Here is a 17,091-nt window from a genome sequence, read left to right on the forward strand (position 1 = left end):
GGTGACCGCCACCCTGCAGGGCGCCTCGGCGCCCGACTCGGCCCCCGCCTACCCAACGGGACGGCCGCCCGCCGTCACGCCGGCCAAGCGCGTGGTCGCCGCCCTCCGGTCGAAGCCGTCCGTCATCGCCAGCGTCGTGTTCATGGTGTTCGTGCTGATCCTCGCGGTGTTCGCGCCGCTCCTGTCCGGGATCACCGGCTGGGGCCCCACGGCCTTCGACGCGACGGCCGTGGACCCCGTCCTCGGCGGCCTGCCCATCGGCCCGTTCGGCGGCGTGAGCGCCTCGCACTGGTTCGGCGTGGAGCCGCAGAACGGGCGCGACATCTTCGCCCGCATCGCGTACGGCGCCCGGGTGTCGATGCTCATCGCGGTCTCCGCGACGGTCGTCACCACGGCCGTCGGCGTGGTCGCGGGCATGGTCGCCGGCTACTTCGGCGGGATCGTTGACCAGATCGTGTCGCGGGTCATGGACTTCCTCATGGCCTTCCCGGCGCTGATCTTCATGATCGCGATCCTCTCGGCCCTGCCCGCGGGCAACCGCCCGGCGCTGCTCGTCCTGGTGCTCAGCGTCTTCGGCTGGCCGTACACGGCGCGCATCGTGCGCGGCCAGACCATGACCATCCGCACCCGCGACTTCGTGGAGGCGGCCCGGGCATCCGGCGCCTCGTCGATGGGCGTGATCTTCCGGGAGGTGCTGCCGAACCTGCGCGGCACCGTCATCGTGCTGGCCACGCTCGCGGTGCCGGGCTACATCGGCACCGAGGCGGCCCTGTCCTTCCTCGGCGTGGGCGTGCTGCCGCCGACGCCGTCCTGGGGCCAGATGATCGCCGACTCGGTGAACTGGTACACGGTCGACTCCGCGTACTTCATCGTGCCGGGCTCGTTCCTCTTCCTCACGGTGCTGTCGTTCACGGTCTTCGGCGACCACCTCCGCAGCGCGCTCGAGCAGGGGGAGGCGGCATGATCGGCTACCTCCTCCGCCGCGCCGGATCCGCGCTGATCGTGCTCGCGCTCATCAGCCTGTTCACCTACATGATCTTCTTCCTGCTCCAGCCGGACCCCGCCGTCACCATCTGCGGCAAGACCTGCACGCCGGACAAGATCGACTCCATCCGCCAGCTCCTCGGCCTCGACCGGCCGTTCTGGGCGCAGTACGGCGACTTCGTCACCGGGATCTTCACGGGTCGCACCTACGGCGACGGCCCGACGGCGATCCAGTGCTCCGCGCCCTGCCTGGGCTTCAGCTTCCAGACGCAGCAGCCCGTGCTCGACCTGCTGCTGTCCCGCCTGCCCGTGAGCATCACGATCGCGGTCGGCGCGGCGGTCCTCTGGGTCGTCTTCGGCGTGGCCGGCGGCCTGGTCAGCGCGATCAAGCAGGGCAGCGTGTGGGATCGGACCGCGATGGCGGCGGCGCTCGCCGGGATCAGCGTGCCGACGACCTTCGCCGCGCTGCTCCTGCAGTACGTGCTCGTCGTGCAGCTGCAGATCCTGCCGTTCCCGCAGTCCGTGGCGTTCTCCGACGACCCCGTCATGTGGTTCGACTCGTACCTCATGCCGTGGATCGTGGTCGCGCTCGGCTACGCATCCGTGTACGCGCGGATCGTGCGGGCCAACGTGCTCGACACGCTCCAGGAGGACTACCTGCGCACCGCGCGGGCCAAGGGCCTGTCGGCGTCGCTCGTGATCCGCCGCCACGCGCTCCGGCCGTCTCTCACGCCCGTCGTCACGCTGTTCGGCATGGACTTCGCCGGCCTGCTCGGCGGCGCCCTGATCGCCGAGAGCATCTTCGGCCTCAACGGCGCCGGCAAGCTCGCCGCCGACTCCATCGCCAAGAACGACCAGCCCGTGATCATGGGCGTCACGCTCCTCGCCGCGGCCTTCGTAGTCGTCGGGAACGTGGTCGTCGACGTGCTGTACACCGTGCTCGACCCCCGAGTGAGGATCACCTCGTGACCGCCACCGCACCGCATCAGCCGCCCGCCCGCGCCGTCCCCGGGACCCCGCTGCTCGAGGTCGACCACCTCACCATCGCGTTCCCCACCTCGCGGGGGCCGGTCGAGGTGGTGAACAACCTCTCCTTCCGCGTGGAGCCGGACAGCACGCTCGGCATCGTGGGGGAGTCGGGGTCGGGCAAGTCGATGACCTCGCTCGCCGTGATGGGGCTCGTGCCCCGCGGAGGGAAGGTCACCGGCAGCATCAAGCTCGCCGGCGAGGAGCTCGTCGGCCGGACGGACAAGGAGCTGCGCGCGATGCGGGGCGACCGCATGGCGATGGTGTTCCAGGATCCGCTCTCCTCGCTCAACCCCTACTACACGGTGGGGCTGCAGATCGAGGAGGCCTACCGGTCGCATCGCTCCGGCTCCCGGAAGTCCGTGCGGTCGACCGTCGTCGCGGCCCTCGACCGGGTCGGGATCAAGGAGGCCTCGACGCGCGTCGACCACTACCCGCACCAGTTCTCGGGCGGCATGCGCCAGCGCATCATGATCGCGATGGCGCTGTGCCTCGAGCCCGAGCTGCTCATCGCCGACGAGCCGACCACCGCGCTCGACGTGACGGTGCAGGCGCAGATCCTCGACCTGATGCGCTCCATCCGCGCGGAGACGGGGATGGGCATGCTCGTCATCACCCACGACCTCGCCGTCGTGTCCTCCCTCGCCGACGAGGTGCTCGTCATGCAGGGCGGGCACCGCGTCGAGAGCGGCACCACCGAGCGCGTGTTCACCGCGCCGGAGGATCCGTACACGCACGCCCTGCTCGAGGCGATCCCCCGCATCGACGCCGCCTACGACCGACCGACGACGGGACCCGCCTCATGAGCCGCCACGACGCCGCCGCGCCCTCGCCCGCCTCGACCGCACCCGCCGCGGCGACGCCGGAGCCCTTCCTCTCCGCGCGCGACCTCACCAAGGAGTACGTGACGCGCGGCGGCCGGGGGCTCCGGCCGCCCGTGCGCCGCTTCCTCGCGGTCGACGGCGTGAGCCTCGACGTGCCGACCGGGCAGACGCTCTCGATCGTGGGGGAGTCCGGATCCGGCAAGTCGACGACCGCGCGCATCATCGCGCACCTGCTCGACCCGACCTCCGGCACGTTCGCGCTGAAGGGCGAGGACGTGACACACGCGAAGGGCGCGGCCCTCCGCGAGTTCCGGCGGCAGGTGCAGGTGGTGTTCCAGGATCCGGCGTCGTCGCTCAACCCGCGGCACACGGTGGAGCAGATCATCAGCGCGCCCTTGCGCTACCAGGGCATCACGACGCCGGGCGGGCACGGGCAGCTCGTGCGCGACCTGCTCGACCGCGTCGGCCTCAACCCCGACCACGCGCAGCGCTACCCGGCGCAGTTCTCGGGCGGGCAGTGCCAGCGCATCGGGATCGCGCGGGCGCTCGCCGTGAGCCCGGGCCTCATCGTGTGCGACGAGGCGGTCTCCGCGCTCGACGTGACGGTGCAGGCGCGCGTCATCGCGCTGCTGCGCGACCTCCAGCGCGAGCGCGGCCTCAGCTACGTGTTCATCGCCCACGACCTCGCCGTCGTGCGGCAGCTCTCCGACCGCGTCGCCGTGATGAGCTCGGGCAAGGTGGTGGAGGAGGGCACGCGCGACGACGTGTTCGAGCGGCCCCAGCACCCGTACACGCGCGCGCTGCTCGACGCCGTGCCGCGCATCGACCCCGAGTGGGATCGCAAGCGGCAGGCCGCGCGCGCCGCGGCCGGGCTCGACACCACCGCCATCGAGACGGCGGGCGGGTCGGCCGCGTGATCGTCGGATCCGCGACCGTCCCCGGCGTCCACGTCACCGACCACGAGATCGAGGTCCCGCTCGACTGGGCCGCGGCGCGCGCCGGCGAGCCCACCACGACGATCACGGTGTTCGCCCGCGAGCTCGTCGCGCCCGACCGCCGCGGCGACGACCTGCCGGCGCTCCTCTACCTCCAGGGCGGCCCGGGCGGGAAGTCGCCGCGCGTGCTCGACGACGGCGGCTGGATCGGCCACGCGCTCCGGACGCACCGCGTCGTGCTCCTCGACCAGCGCGGGACGGGCAGGAGCACGCCCGTCACGGCGCGCACCATGATCCGGTTCGGCGACGACCACGAGTCCGCCGCCCTGTACCTCGCGCTGTTCCGCGCCGACTCGATCGTGCAGGACGCCGAGGCGCTCCGGCAGCACCTCGAGGGCGGGCGCCGCTGGTCGACGCTCGGCCAGAGCTACGGCGGGTTCCTCACGCTCACGTACCTGTCGCTCGCGCCCGAGGCGCTGTCGGCCTGCTACGTGACGGGCGGCCTCGCCTCGCTCGACCCCGACGCCGAGGAGGTGTACCGCCGGACCTACCCGCGCACGGTCCGGAAGAACGCCGGCTACCACGCGCGCTACCCGGCCGACGTGGGGATCCTGTCGCGCCTCGCCGACCGGCTCCAGGTGGGCGACGTGACCCTGCCCGACGGCGACGTGCTCACCGTCAAGCGCTTCCAGACCATCGGCATCGACCTCGGCATGGCGCCCGGGCGGGAGCGGATCCACGCCCTCCTCGACGAGGCGCTCGACGAGCGCGGCGACCCCACGGACGTCCTGCTCGCCGAGGCGCTGCGCCTCACCTCCTACGCCGCGAACCCGCTGTTCGCGGCGATGCAGGAGAGCATCTACGCGTCCGGCACCCGACCCGCGACCGCGTGGGCCGCCGAGCGGGAGCGGAGCCGGCACCCGGTGTTCGCGCCCACCGCCCGGCCGCTGCTGCTCACCGGCGAGATGATGTACCCCTGGATGTTCGAGGAGATCCGGCTGCTGCGCCCGTTCCGCGGCGCCGTCGAGGCCATGGCCCGCCGCGACGACTGGCCGGAGCTCTACGACCCGGCCCGCCTCGCCGCCAACGACGTGCCCGTGGCCGCCGCGATCTACCACGACGACATGTACGTGGACGCGGGCCTGCAGCAGGACACGGTCGCGCGCGTGGGCAACGTCCGCGCGTGGATCACGAACGAGCACGAGCACGACGGCCTCGGAGCACCCGGCGTGCTCGGGCGGCTGATGGACACGATCGCCCGCGATGGAGGAGGCCTGCCCCGATGACCGACACGACCCACGACACGACGCCCGCCACGGACCCCGGCGCGCCGCGCGCCCCCTTCACCCCCGAGGGGCGCCGCCCGCCGCGCCTCGCGGAGGTGCCCGCCTTCCAGGACCTCATGGCGCGCGGCTGGATCACGCCCGACCGCACGCCGACCACCGTGCCCGGCGCGGTCGAGGCGGCGGCCGCGCACCGGGCCCGCCTGAGCGCCGCGATGCCCGGCGCCACCCTCGCCGTCGTGAGCGGCTACGCGCCCACGCGCAACGACGACTGCCGCTATGCGTTCCGCGCCGACAGCGATTTCGTGTGGCTGACGGGCGTGCAGATCGAGGGCGCCGTGCTGGTGATGCACGCGGTGCCGGGCGGCCACGACGCCGTCCTGCACGTGCCCGCGCCGGCCCACCCGGGGGATCCGCGCTTCTACTCCGACGCCGACCACGGCGAGCTCTGGGTCGGCCCCGCACCCGCGCCCGCCGACTGGCAGGGCGTGCTCGGGATCCCCGTGCGCGACCCAGGTCGCTTGGCGCCCGACCTCGCCGGCCTCCGCGACGTGCGCCGCGCGGGGGCCGTCACCGGTGTGCCGTCCGCGCTCGCCGACGTGCCGCGCGACCCCGTGCTCGTGGCGACGCTCGGCGAGCTGCGCGTGATCAAGGACGCGTGGGAGATCGAGGAGCTGCGCCGCGCGGTCGACGACACCGTCGAGGGCTTCGCGGAGGTCGTGCGGGAGATCCCGCGGGCCCGGGCCCAGGGCGGCGAGCGCTGGCTGCAGGGCACGTTCGACCGGCACGCGCGCACGGTCGGCACCGGCCCGGGCTACGCCACCATCGTGGGCGGCGGCGGGCACGCGACGACGCTGCACTGGGTGCGCTGCGACGGCCCGATCCGCGACGGCGAGCTCGTGCTGCTCGACATGGGCGTGGAGGCGCGCAGCCTCTACACGGCCGACGTCACCCGCACGATCCCCGTCGACGGCACCTTCACGCCCGAGCAGCGGCTCGTGCACGACGTCGTGGAGCGCGCCCACCGCGCGGGCCTCGACGCCGTCGCGCCCGGACGCCCGCTGTTCGACTTCCACCACGCGTCTATGGAGGTCATCGCCCAGGGCCTGCACGACATGGGGCTCCTGCCGGTCTCCGTCGACGAGGCGCTCTCGCCCGCCGGGCAGCACCACCGGCGCTGGCTCGTCTGCGGGATCGGGCACCACCTCGGGCTCGACGTGCACGACTGCTCGGGCGCCGGCCTCGCCGGCTACGACCGCGCGGTCGAGGCGGGCATGGTGCTGACGGTCGAGCCCGGTCTGTACTTCCCGCCGGACGACGGGATGGTGCCGCCCGAGCTCCGCGGCATCGGCGTGCGGATCGAAGACGATATCGTGGTGACGCAGACGGGGTCCGACGTCATCTCGGACGCGCTGCCGATCGACGCCCGGGGCCTGGAGTCCTGGATGCGGGCGCAGCGATCCCCGTCCTGACCCGAGGAGGAGGATCCGCATGAGCCTCTCCGCACTGCGACCCGCACCCCCGCGCGAGAGCCTGCGCGAGCACGTGCACCAGGCCCTGTCGGCCGCGATCGTCTCCGGCGAGCTGGAGCCGGGCACGCTCATCACCGTCCCCACGCTCGCCGTGCGCTTCGACGTCTCGGCCACGCCCGTCCGCGAGGCCGTGCTCGAGCTCGAGAAGCGCGGCTTCGTGGAGACCGTCCGCAACAAGGGCTTCCGCGTCACCGCCGTGAGCGACGAGGAGCTGGGGCACCTGGTGCAGGTGCGCCAGCTCCTCGAGGCGCCGGCCATGGAACGGCTCGCCGGGCGGCTGCCCGACGGCGCGCTCCCGGGCCTCGAGGCTCTCGCCGACCGCATCGAGCAGGGCGCGCGCGACGGGGACCTCCGCGCGTACCTCGAGGCCGACCAGGAGCTGCACCTCTCCCTCACGCGCATGCTCGGCAACCCCGTGCTCACGGCCGCCATCGCCGACCTCCGCTCGCGCACGCGCCTCGTCGGCCTCGCGTCGATGAAGGAGAGCAGCCTCCTCGACGCCTCGGCGGCCGAGCACCACGAGCTGCTGCGGGCGCTGGTCGCCGGCGACGGTCCCGGGGCGCACGCGCTGATGGTGCGCCACATCCGGCACGCCACCGGGTGGTGGGCCGGGCGCGGCGAGGACGAGGCCACGGGCATGGCGGATCCCGAGCACGCGGAACCCGACGCCTGATCCGCCCGTCGAGGGCCGGACTTCCACTCGCGAACGATGTGTGACATATTACTGTCACCGCCGACCGCCACCCCGCCTCCCCGAGGCGCATCCACCCGTGAGAGCAGGGACACCATGACGCGTCACGTGGTCGTCGTCGGCGGGGGCATCGTCGGCGCGGCGTGCGCCCGCTCGCTCGCCCGGGCCGGGATCCGCGTCACGGTCGTCGAGCGCGCCGCCGTCGCGTCCGGCACGAGCGCGCAGGGCGAGGGCAACATCCTCGTCTCCGACAAGGGGCCGGGCGCCGAGCTCGAGCTCGCGCAGCTGGCCGCCCGCCGCTGGCCCGAGGTGGCCGCCGAGCTCGCGGACGAGCTGGGCGACGCGCTCCCCTCCATCGAGTACGAGCCCAAGGGCGGGCTCGTCGTCACGACCACCGACGAGGGTGCGGATCCGCTCCTCGCCTTCGCCGCCACCCAGCGCTCCGCGGGCGTCGCCGCGATCCCGGTCGACCGGCGCGGCGCGCTCGAGCTCGAGCCGTGGCTGAACCCGGCGATCACCGCGGCCGTGCACTACCCCGAGGACGCGCAGGTGCAGCCCGCCATCGCGACCGAGGCGCTCGCCGCGTCGGCCCGGCGCGCGGGCGCGGTCGTGCGCACGGGCGTCGAGGTGACCGGCCCGTTGCTCGACGCGGACGGCGCCCTCCGCGGCGTGCGGACGAGCGCGGGCGACATCGCCGCCGACGACGTGCTCGTCGCGGCCGGCCCCTGGTCGGGCGAGGTGGCGCGCGCCCTCGGCGTCGAGCTGCCCGTGCTGCCGCGGCGCGGGGTCGTGCTCGTGACCACGCGCATGCCGCACCGCATCCGGCACAAGGTCTACGACGGCGACTACGTGGGCGCGGTCGGATCCGGCGACGGCGCCCTGCAGACCTCGGGCGTCGTGGAGTCGACGCCGTCGGGGACCGTGCTCATCGGATCCAGCCGCGAGCGCGTGGGATTCGACGCGTCGCTGCGCGTGGCCGTGCTCGAGGAGCTCGCCGCGAAGGCCGTGCGGCTCTTCCCCTTCCTCGTGGAGGCGAACGCGATGCGCTCCTACGGCGGCTTCCGGCCGTACCTGCCCGACCACCTGCCCGTCGTCGGGCCGGATCCGCGGCTGCCCCGCCTCTGGCACGCGAGCGGGCACGAGGGCGCCGGGATCGGGCTGTCGATCGCGACGGCCGACCTGATCGTCGCGCAGATGACGGGCGAGGCGACCCCGCTCGACGTGCGGCCCTTCTCCGTCGCGCGCGCGTCGCTCGGGCTCGCGATGCCGACCGACGCCGCCGGGGTGCGCGCGTGACGCCGCGGCGCGTGGATCCGGCGCGCGACCCCATCCGCCCGGAGCCGGCCGCGGCCGTGCGCTTCACCGTGGACGGGGATCCCGTCGAGGGCGTCCGCGGCCAGACCATCGCGGGCGCGCTGCTCGCCTCCGGCACGCTCGCCTGGCGCACGACCGCGAGCGCGGGACGGCCGCGCGGCGTCTTCTGCGGGATCGGCGTGTGCTTCGACTGCACCGTCACGGTGAACGGGCTGCCGGACGTGCGCGCCTGCCAGCGCCGCGCGGTGGAGGGCGACGTGGTCGAGACCGGGCCGGGTGCGACCGTGCCCGACGGCGGATCCGCGGGATCCGACGAGCGCGCGGGGGAGGCCTCGTGAGCGCCGCGGGCGACCGGCGGCACGTGGTCGTCATCGGCGCGGGCCCGGCCGGGCTCGCCGCCGCGGCGGCCGCGCGCGGTCGCGGGGCCCGGGTCACGCTGCTCGACGCCTCCGACGAGCTGGGAGGCCAGTACTGGCGGCACCTGCCGGGGTCGCGGCCGGCGGCGCGCGAGCGGATCCTGCACCACGGCTGGGACGCGTTCACCGCGCTCCGCGAGCGGCTGGTCGCCGACGACGGCTGCGCGATCGTGACGGGCGCGCAGGTGTGGGCCATCGAGCGGCCGACGCCGGACGCCGACGCGGTCGACGCGCCCGATGCGGCGGACGCGCCCGCGCCCGGGCAGCCCGCGGCGGTCGTCCACGTCCTCGTCGGCCAGGTCGACGGATCCCGCCGCGAGCCGCTGACCCTCCGCCCCGACGCGCTCGTGCTCGCGACCGGCGCGCACGACCGCACGCTGCCCTTCCCCGGCTGGGACCTGCCGGGCGTCTTCACCGCGGGCGCCGCGCAGGCCCTCGCGAAGGGCGAGCGCGTGGCGATCGGCGACCGCGTGGTCGTCGCGGGCGCCGGCCCGTTCCTCCTGCCCGTCGCCGTGTCGCTCGTTCAGGCGGGCGCGCGCGTGGTCGGGATCCACGAGGCCGCGCGAGTGCCAGGGCTCGCCCGCGGCTGGCTGCGGCGTCCGGCGGGCCTCGCCCGCGTGCCGCACAAGGCCGCCGAGCTCGCGGGCTACGTGTCCGTGCTGGCGCGCGAGCGGATCGGGTACGCCACCGGCAGCGCGGTCGTCGCCGCGCACGGGACCGACCGCGTCGAGGCCGTGACCGTGCAGCGCCTCGACGCGTCGTGGGCGCCCATCCCGGGCACCGAGCGGCGGATCGCGGTGGACGCCGTGTGCGTCGGCCACGGGTTCACGCCGCGGCTCGAGCTGCCGATCGCGGCGGGCTGCCGCATCGGGTCCGACCGGTTCGTCGAGGTCGACGCGTCGCAGGGCGCCGGGCCCGCCGGGGTCTACGCGGCGGGCGAGATCACGGGCATCGGGGGAGTGGACCAGGCGCTCGCGGAGGGCGAGGTGGCCGGGCACTGCGCCGCGGGCGGATCCCCGACCGACGCCGCCGTCGCCCCCGCCGTCCGCCGCAGGGCCGTCGCGCACGACGTGGCCGGGCGGATCGAGGCCGCGCACGGGATCCGCCGCGGCTGGACCGGCTGGCTCCGCGACGACACGCTCGCCTGCCGCTGCGAGGAGGTGCCCGTCGGCCGGCTGCGCGCCACCGCGCGCGCGGCCTCCTCCACCGACCTCCGCTCCATGAAGCTCGCGACGCGCGCCGGCCTCGGCATCTGCCAGGGCCGCGTCTGCGGGCGCACCATCGAGCAGCTGCTCGCGGCGGAGGCGCCGGCGTGCGGGGGATCAGCGGACGCGCCCGCCGCGCGCGCCGCGCCCGGCCCCGGATCCGACCGCCGCCCCATCGCCTCGCCCGTGCGCCTCGGCGAGCTCGCCGCCTACGACCGCCGCGACGCCGGACCCCCGTCCCTCGCCGCGGCCGCGCCCGGCGTCGACGACCCCTCGCCCGCCGGCACCGCCGCCTCCCCGACCACCCCCGCACCCCCCAGCACCACCGACCGGAAGGACACGCCATGACCGCACCCGCCCTGGACCTCGGAGGCGTCGTCGTCGCCACCACGCTGCCGTTCCGCGAGGACGCGTCCGCGCCCGCCGGCCTCGCCGTCGACTACGACGCGTACGCCGCGCACTGCGACTGGCTCATGGCGAACGGCTGCCGCGGCGTGGGCCCGAACGGATCCCTCGGCGAGTACTCGTCGCTCACCGACGAGGAGCGGCGGAAGGTCGTGCAGGTCGCGGTCGAGACCGTGGGCGACCGCGGGATCGTCGTGGCCGGCGTGCACGGCGTCGGCTGGCACCAGGCGAGGAAGTGGGCCGAGATCGCGGCCGAGGACGGCGCCGACGGCGTGCTCCTCCTGCCGCCCACCCTCTACCGGGCGAGCGACGACGAGGTCGTCGAGCACTACGCGCGCGTCGACGAGGTGGGCCTGCCGATCATGGCCTACAACAACCCGTTCGACACCAAGGTCGACCTGACGCCCCAGCTCCTCCAGCGCCTCGACGCGCTCGAGAACGTCGTGGCGATCAAGGAGTTCTCGGGCGACATCCGACGCGTGACGGAGATCCAGGACCTCACGGGCCTCGACGTCATCGCGGGCGCCGACGACCTGCTGCTCGAGTCGCTCATCATGGGCGCCGTCGGCTGGTTCGCGGGCTACCCGAACGCGTTCCCGCGCGAGGCCGTCGAGCTGTACGGGCTCGCGACGGCCGGCCGCATCGACGAGGCGAAGGAGCTGTACCAGCACCTCGTGCCCGTGTTCCGCTGGGACTCGCGCACCGAGTTCGTGCAGGCCATCAAGCTGTCGATCGACGTGGCCGGCGAGAGCACGGGCGGCCCCACGCGCCCGCCGCGCGCGCCGCTGCCCGCCGCCGTCGCCGAGCAGGTCACGCGCGACACGCGCCGCGCGCTCGACCACCTCGCCGGGCGATGATCGACGGATGAGGTCCTCCCGCGTCTTCCACGCCGTCGACTCGCACACCGAGGGCATGCCGACCCGCGTCGTCACGAGCGGCTTCGGCGTGATCCCCGGCGCGACCATGAACGAGCGCCGCCTGCACCTCATCGAGAACCTGGATCACCTGCGGCTCCTCCTCATGACCGAGCCGCGGGGGCACGCGGCGATGAGCGGCGCGATCCTGCAGCCGCCCACGCGCGACGACTGCGACTGGGGCGTCCTCTACATCGAGGTCTCCGGCTGCCTGCCCATGTGCGGGCACGGCACCATCGGCGTCGCGACCGTGCTGGTGGAGACCGGGCTCGTCGAGGTGCAGGAGCCGGTCACCACGATCCGGCTCGACACCCCGGCCGGGCTCGTGATCGCGCGGGTCGACGTGGCGGACGGCCGGGCCGCCTCGGTCACGATCGAGAACGTGCCGTCCTACGTGGAGCGGCTCGACGCGGTCGTCGACGTGCCGGGCCACGGCACCGTCCCGTACAGCCTCGCGTTCGGCGGCAACTTCTACGCGGTCGTCGAGCTCGACGCGCTGGGGCTGCCGTTCGACCGGGAGCGGCAGCAGGAGATCCTCCAGGCCGGGCTCGCGATCATGGGCGCGATCAACGAGCAGGACGCGCCGTCGCACCCGGAGATCTCCGGGGTCGACCACTGCCACCACGTGGAGTTCCTCGCGCCCGGATCTGACGCGCGGCTCTCGCGGCACGCCATGGCGATCCACCCCGGCTGGTTCGACCGCTCGCCGTGCGGTACCGGCACGTCCGCGCGCATGGCCGAGCTGTGGGCGCGCGGCGAGCTGGCGGTGGGCGACGAGTTCGTCAACGAGTCGTTCATCGGCAGCCGCTTCACCGGCCGGATCCTGCGGGAGACGACCGTCGCCGGCCGGCCCGCCATCGTCCCCGCCATCACCGGGCGCGCGTGGATCACCGGGATGGGGCAGTACCTGCTGGATCCCACCGACCCGTTCCCGAGCGGCTTCCGGTTCTGAACCGTGAGCCCCCACCGAGGAGAGACATGACCCCGCACGAGACCGACCCGACCCCCGACCAGGCCGTGGACCCCGCCGTCGCCCGGACCGTCGACGCGGTCGCGGCGCGCGCCGCCGATGCCGCCGCACCCCTCGCGGCCCTCGCCCCGGCGGGCCGCGCCCGCGCGCTCGACGCCGTCGCCGACGCGCTCGAGGCGATCCGCCCCGAGCTGTTGCCCGTCGCCGAGCGGGAGACCGCGCTCGCGCCCGGCCGCCTCGCCGGCGAGCTGACGCGCACGACCGCGCAGCTGCGGATCCTCGCGGCAGCCACCCGCGACGGCCGCTACCTCGACGCCCGCATCGACCACGCGGACCCCGACGCGGCGCCCGCCCCGCGCCCCGACATCCGCCGGTACCTCGTGCCCGTCGGCCCGGTCCTCAACTTCGCGGCGTCGAACTTCCCGTTCGCGTTCTCGGTCGCGGGCGGCGACACCGCGTCGGCGCTCGCGGTCGGCTGCCCGGTGGTCGTGAAGGCGCACCCGGGGCACCCCGAGCTGTCGCGCCTCGTCGCCGCGGCCGCGTCCGCCGCGCTCGTCGACGCGGGCCTGCCCGAGGGCACGCTCCAGCTGATCGAGGGCGAGGAGGCGGGGCTCGCCATGCTGCGCGACCCGCGGATCCGCGCCGCCACCTTCACGGGGTCGCTCCGCGCCGGCCGCTTCCTCGCCGACGTCGCCGCCGCCCGCCCCGACCCGATCCCGTTCTTCGGCGAGCTCGGCAGCGTCAATCCCGTCGTCATCACCGAACGCGCCGCCGCCGAGCGCGGGGAGGACATCGCGTCGGCCCTCGTGGCGAGCGCCGCCGGATCCGCCGGGCAGCTCTGCACCGCGCCCGGCATCGTGCTCATCCCCGCGGGCCACGGCCTCGACGCCGTCCTCGCGGAGGAGGCCGGAGCCGTCGCGCCGCACGGCATGCTCAACGCGCGCATCGCAGAGGGCTACGCGGGCGGCCGTGCCGCGGCCATCGCGGTCGACGGCGTCCGGCTCGTCGCGGAGGGCCGCGCGCCCGCGGGCGACGACGGATCCGTGACCCCCACCATCGCGGCCGTCGCGCTCGCCGACTTCGAGGCCGCGGAGGACGTGCTGCGTCACGAGGTGTTCGGCCCGTTCGCGCTCCTCGTCGAGTACCCCGCGGGCACCGATCTCGCGGCCCTCGCGGCGCGCACCTTCACGGGCGAGCTGACCGCGAGCGTCCACCTCGGCACCGACGAGGTCGACGGGGCCGCGGCCGAGCTGATCCGCGTGCTCGCCGCCCGCGCCGGTCGCGTGCTCGTCGACGCCTGGCCCACGGGCGTCTCCGTCACCGACGCGCAGCAGCACGGCGGCCCCTGGCCCGCCACCACGCTCGACCGCGGCACGAGCGTCGGCACCGCGTCGCTCGACCGGCTGCTCCGCGGCGTCGCGTTCCAGGGCGTGCCCGACGCGCTGCTTCCCGAGCCGCTGCGCACCGCGAACCCGTGGGGCGTGCCGCAGCGGGTGAGCGCGCGCGGCGCCCGCGCCTGACGCGCGGCCCCGCTGGCGGGTCGCCCGGGCGGCACGCCGCCGGCCCCGCCGCTGAGGGTTCCCACAACCCGCGGCGGCTCACCGCGGGAGCACGTTGGAGGCCCGCGACGTGATTTTCGGCAGATGGAGGTTCCGTGAATAGCGTGGCCGATGCCGGCAGGGACGCCGGTGCAGGCGACGGCACGGAGGATCCATGGTCGACACGGCGGCACGAGGACGCACCACCCGCGGCACGAGGGGACGAGGCCCCGCCGCGGGTGCGCAGAGCGGAGGCGCGACCGCCGAGGGCTCCGTCCCCGAGGGCGCGCTCCGCGAGGCGGGCGTCCCGGTCGCGGGGGATGTCGACGCCGAGGTCGCGCGCGACCTCGGTCGCACCGACGGCACGGCGGACACGGGGGCCGGTCCGCGGGTCGACGTGGAGGCGCTCGGGAGCCTCCTCCTCGGACGCTGGGCCGACGTCCGCCGCTCGTCGCGCGCGCTGACGAGCCGCCCGGAGCTGCACCGCGTCGAGGGGCTCGACATGCACCAGCACCGGGCGCGCGTGCGCGAGCAGCTGGAGATCCTCGTCGAGCACGGCGGCGTGCACCGCGCGTTCCCGCGGATCGTCGGCGGGCTCGAGGACCACGGCGGCAACATCGCGGGCTTCGAGGAGCTCGTGGCCGCGGATCCGTCGCTCCAGATCAAGGCCGGCGTGCAGTGGGGCCTGTTCGGCTCCGCGGTGATGCACCTCGGCACCGAGCGCCACCACCGCGAGCTGCTGCCGGGCATCATGACGCTCGAGACGCCCGGCGCGTTCGCGATGACCGAGACCGGCCACGGTTCCGACGTCGCGAGCATCGGCACGACCGCGACCTACGACCCCGAGACGGGCGATTTCGACCTGCACACCCCGTTCCGCGCGGCGTGGAAGGACTACCTCGGCAACGCGGCGGTCGACGGCCGTGCGGCCACGGTGTTCGCGCAGCTCGTGACCCAGGGCGTCAACCACGGCGTGCACTGCTTCTTCGTGCCGCTCCGCGACGAGACCGGCGCGTTCCTGCCCGGCGTCGGCGGCGAGGACGACGGCCTCAAGGGCGGCCTCAACGGGATCGACAACGGCCGCCTCCACTTCGACCACGTGCGCGTGCCCCGCGCGAACCTCCTCAACCGCTACGGCGACGTGGCCGAGGACGGCACGTACACGTCGGAGATCGCGAGCCCCGGCCGCCGCTTCTTCACCATGCTCGGCACGCTCGTGCAGGGCCGCGTCTCGCTCGACGGCGCCGCCACGAGCGCCGCCAAGATCGCGCTGCAGATCGCGATCACCTACGGCAACCAGCGCCGCCAGTTCGTCGCGGGCGGCACCGACGAGGAGGTGCTGCTCGACTACCAGCGGCACCAGCGCCGGCTGATCCCGCGCATCGCCACCACCTACGCCGCGTCCTTCGCGCACGAGAAGCTGCTCGGCCAGTTCGACGCCGTGTTCTCCGGGGCGTCGGACACCGATGCCGACCGGCAGGACCTCGAGACGCTGGCGGCCGCGTTCAAGCCGCTCAGCACGTGGCACGCGCTCGACACCATCCAGGAGGCGCGCGAGGCGTGCGGCGGCCAGGGCTTCCTCGCCGAGAACCGCCTCGTCGGGCTCCGCGCCGACCTCGACGTCTACGCGACCTTCGAGGGCGACAACACCGTCCTCCTCCAGCTCGTCGCCAAGCGCCTGCTCACCGACGTGAACAAGCGCTTCGCGAAGGCCGACTTCGGGGTGCTCGCGCGCTACGCCGTGGAGCAGGCCGCGGATCGGACGCTGCGCTCGACCGGCCTGCGGACGCTCGGGCAGGCGCTGGCGGACCGCGGATCCACCGCCCGCTCCGTCGGCCAGCTCCGCGAGCCGGACACCCAGCGCGCGCTGCTGACGGGCCGCGTCGAGACGATGGTCGGGCAGATCGCGACCGCGCTCCGCGCCACCCGGAAGATGCCGCCGGCCGAGGCCGCCGCGCTCTTCAACCGACACCAGCACGCGCTCATCGAGGCGGCCCGCGCGCACGCGCAGCTGCTGCAGTGGGAGGCGTTCACCGAGGCGCTCGATCCCGCGTCGGAGACGGGCCGGGCGATGGACGACGGCACGCGCCGCATCCTCACCTGGACCCGCGACCTGTTCGGCCTCCGCCTCATCGAGGAGGACCTGGCCTGGTTCCTGATCCACGGCCGCCTCAGCGCGCCGCGCGCCCGCGCCGTGACGGCCTACATCGACCGGCTCGTCGCGCGCCTGCGCCCGCACGCGCAGGACCTCGTGGACGCGTTCGGCTACACGGCGGCGCACGTCCGCGCGCCCGTCGCCTCCGGCGAGGAGCGCGACCGCCAGGATGAGGCGCGCGCGTACCGCGACGCCCGGATCGCCGACGGCACGGCGCCGCGCATGGAGAAGAGCGAGAAGAAGAAGGGGTAGCGCGCGGCGCACCTAGCCGTGCAGCGCCTGATCCGCAGGCCCCGTGCGCCACGACGCGAAGCGGGCCGTGAAGCCCGCGCGGGTGGGCGCGCAGCAGAAGGGGCCGGCGGCGACGGCGGCGTCGGGATCCAGCGGGGCGACCCGCACGAGCCGCCACGGCTCGTCGTCGACCCGGGCCCGCACCGTGAGGGCGTCGCCGGAGCGGCTCGCGCGGATCGTGACGAGGCGGCCCGACCAACCCGGCACCGGCGCGAGCGACCAGTCGGAGACGCCGCGCGTGACGACCGCGCCGAGGCCGTCCTCGCCGTCGCTGCGCTCCACGCCCGCCTTGATCCACGTCTCCGCGTCGACCCGCACGAAGACGCCGGCCTGGTCGAACTGCTCGCGGAGGTCGAGCGTGAACGCCACCTCCACGGCCGACCCCTGCGGCAGCGGCGCGACCAGGGCGTGCTCCGTGTCGTGCACGAAGCCGTAGGAGGTGGTCCGCCAGGCGTCGCTGCCCTCGCGGGCGGTCACGTCCATGCCGTCGTCGTGGATCCGCACGGCCGCAGGCGCGGTGGTCCAGGTGCCGTCGGCCCAGGGGACGTCGGCGAGGTCGGCGGGAGATGCGGCGGAGGAGGTCATCCGACGAGGCTACGGGGGCGTCC

15 protein-coding genes are annotated in these 17,091 nt (G+C 75.0%); 14 read left to right on the forward strand and 1 reads right to left on the reverse strand.

All coding sequences use genetic code 11. From position 1 onward, the window contains the following. Window position 1: 1 nt before the first annotated feature. From CMN_RS03665 to CMN_RS03730, 14 genes are all read left to right on the forward strand, one after another. Complete coding sequence (locus CMN_RS03665; protein WP_015489505.1) at window positions 2–964, forward strand: ABC transporter permease; 963 nt, start codon at window positions 2–4, stop codon at window positions 962–964. Continuing rightward, window positions 961–1,953: an ABC transporter permease gene (locus tag CMN_RS03670; RefSeq protein ID WP_015489506.1), complete on the forward strand. Its 993-nt coding sequence runs from the start codon at window positions 961–963 to the stop codon at window positions 1,951–1,953. Before CMN_RS03665 ends, CMN_RS03670 begins: the two co-directional genes overlap by 4 nt. Next, window positions 1,950–2,816: an ABC transporter ATP-binding protein gene (locus tag CMN_RS03675; protein WP_015489507.1), complete on the forward strand. Its 867-nt coding sequence runs from the start codon at window positions 1,950–1,952 to the stop codon at window positions 2,814–2,816. Before CMN_RS03670 ends, CMN_RS03675 begins: the two co-directional genes overlap by 4 nt. After that, window positions 2,813–3,751 carry an ATP-binding cassette domain-containing protein gene (locus tag CMN_RS03680; protein ID WP_015489508.1) on the forward strand — a complete coding sequence of 313 codons (939 nt, stop codon included), beginning with the start codon at window positions 2,813–2,815 and terminating at the stop codon, window positions 3,749–3,751. The genes CMN_RS03675 and CMN_RS03680 overlap by 4 nt, the downstream gene beginning before the upstream one ends. Further along, window positions 3,748–5,055 (forward strand): alpha/beta fold hydrolase, encoded by a 1,308-nt coding sequence (locus tag CMN_RS03685; RefSeq protein WP_015489509.1) that lies wholly within the window; start codon window positions 3,748–3,750, stop codon window positions 5,053–5,055. The genes CMN_RS03680 and CMN_RS03685 overlap by 4 nt, the downstream gene beginning before the upstream one ends. After that, window positions 5,052–6,524 carry an aminopeptidase P family protein gene (locus tag CMN_RS03690; protein ID WP_015489510.1) on the forward strand — a complete coding sequence of 491 codons (1,473 nt, stop codon included), beginning with the start codon at window positions 5,052–5,054 and terminating at the stop codon, window positions 6,522–6,524. The genes CMN_RS03685 and CMN_RS03690 overlap by 4 nt, the downstream gene beginning before the upstream one ends. Window positions 6,525–6,543: 19 nt before the next feature. Beyond that, a complete protein-coding gene (locus CMN_RS03695) occupies window positions 6,544–7,257 on the forward strand; it encodes a GntR family transcriptional regulator (protein WP_015489511.1) in 714 nt (237 codons plus the stop codon). A 114-nt stretch (window positions 7,258–7,371) separates the two neighbouring features. After that, window positions 7,372–8,571 (forward strand): NAD(P)/FAD-dependent oxidoreductase, encoded by a 1,200-nt coding sequence (locus CMN_RS03700; protein ID WP_015489512.1) that lies wholly within the window; start codon window positions 7,372–7,374, stop codon window positions 8,569–8,571. Then, the gene (locus tag CMN_RS03705; protein WP_015489513.1) at window positions 8,568–8,927 is read left to right on the forward strand and encodes a (2Fe-2S)-binding protein; all 360 of its coding nucleotides are present in this window, start codon (window positions 8,568–8,570) and stop codon (window positions 8,925–8,927) included. Before CMN_RS03700 ends, CMN_RS03705 begins: the two co-directional genes overlap by 4 nt. Further along, window positions 8,924–10,558 (forward strand): NAD(P)/FAD-dependent oxidoreductase, encoded by a 1,635-nt coding sequence (locus tag CMN_RS03710; RefSeq protein WP_015489514.1) that lies wholly within the window; start codon window positions 8,924–8,926, stop codon window positions 10,556–10,558. Before CMN_RS03705 ends, CMN_RS03710 begins: the two co-directional genes overlap by 4 nt. Then, on the forward strand, window positions 10,555–11,472 hold the full coding sequence (locus CMN_RS03715) for a dihydrodipicolinate synthase family protein (protein WP_015489515.1): 918 nt from the start codon (window positions 10,555–10,557) through the stop codon (window positions 11,470–11,472). The genes CMN_RS03710 and CMN_RS03715 overlap by 4 nt, the downstream gene beginning before the upstream one ends. A 7-nt stretch (window positions 11,473–11,479) precedes the next feature. After that, window positions 11,480–12,481, forward strand: coding sequence for a proline racemase family protein (locus tag CMN_RS03720; RefSeq protein ID WP_015489516.1), 1,002 nt, complete (start codon window positions 11,480–11,482; stop codon window positions 12,479–12,481). A gap of 26 nt (window positions 12,482–12,507) precedes the next feature. After that, a complete protein-coding gene (locus tag CMN_RS03725) occupies window positions 12,508–14,019 on the forward strand; it encodes an aldehyde dehydrogenase (NADP(+)) (RefSeq protein WP_015489517.1) in 1,512 nt (503 codons plus the stop codon). A 193-nt stretch (window positions 14,020–14,212) separates the two neighbouring features. After that, entirely contained in the window at window positions 14,213–16,444 is a 2,232-nt protein-coding gene (locus tag CMN_RS03730; RefSeq protein ID WP_015489518.1) for an acyl-CoA dehydrogenase family protein, read from the forward strand. A 12-nt stretch (window positions 16,445–16,456) separates the two neighbouring features. Here CMN_RS03730 and CMN_RS03735 read toward each other — a convergent pair whose 3' ends face one another. Further along, a complete protein-coding gene (locus CMN_RS03735; RefSeq protein WP_015489519.1) occupies window positions 16,457–17,068 on the reverse strand; it encodes a DUF1349 domain-containing protein in 612 nt (203 codons plus the stop codon). Window positions 17,069–17,091: the final 23 nt, after the last annotated feature.

The sequence above is a fragment of the Clavibacter nebraskensis NCPPB 2581 genome (assembly GCF_000355695.1).
Taxonomy (GTDB): domain Bacteria; phylum Actinomycetota; class Actinomycetes; order Actinomycetales; family Microbacteriaceae; genus Clavibacter; species Clavibacter nebraskensis.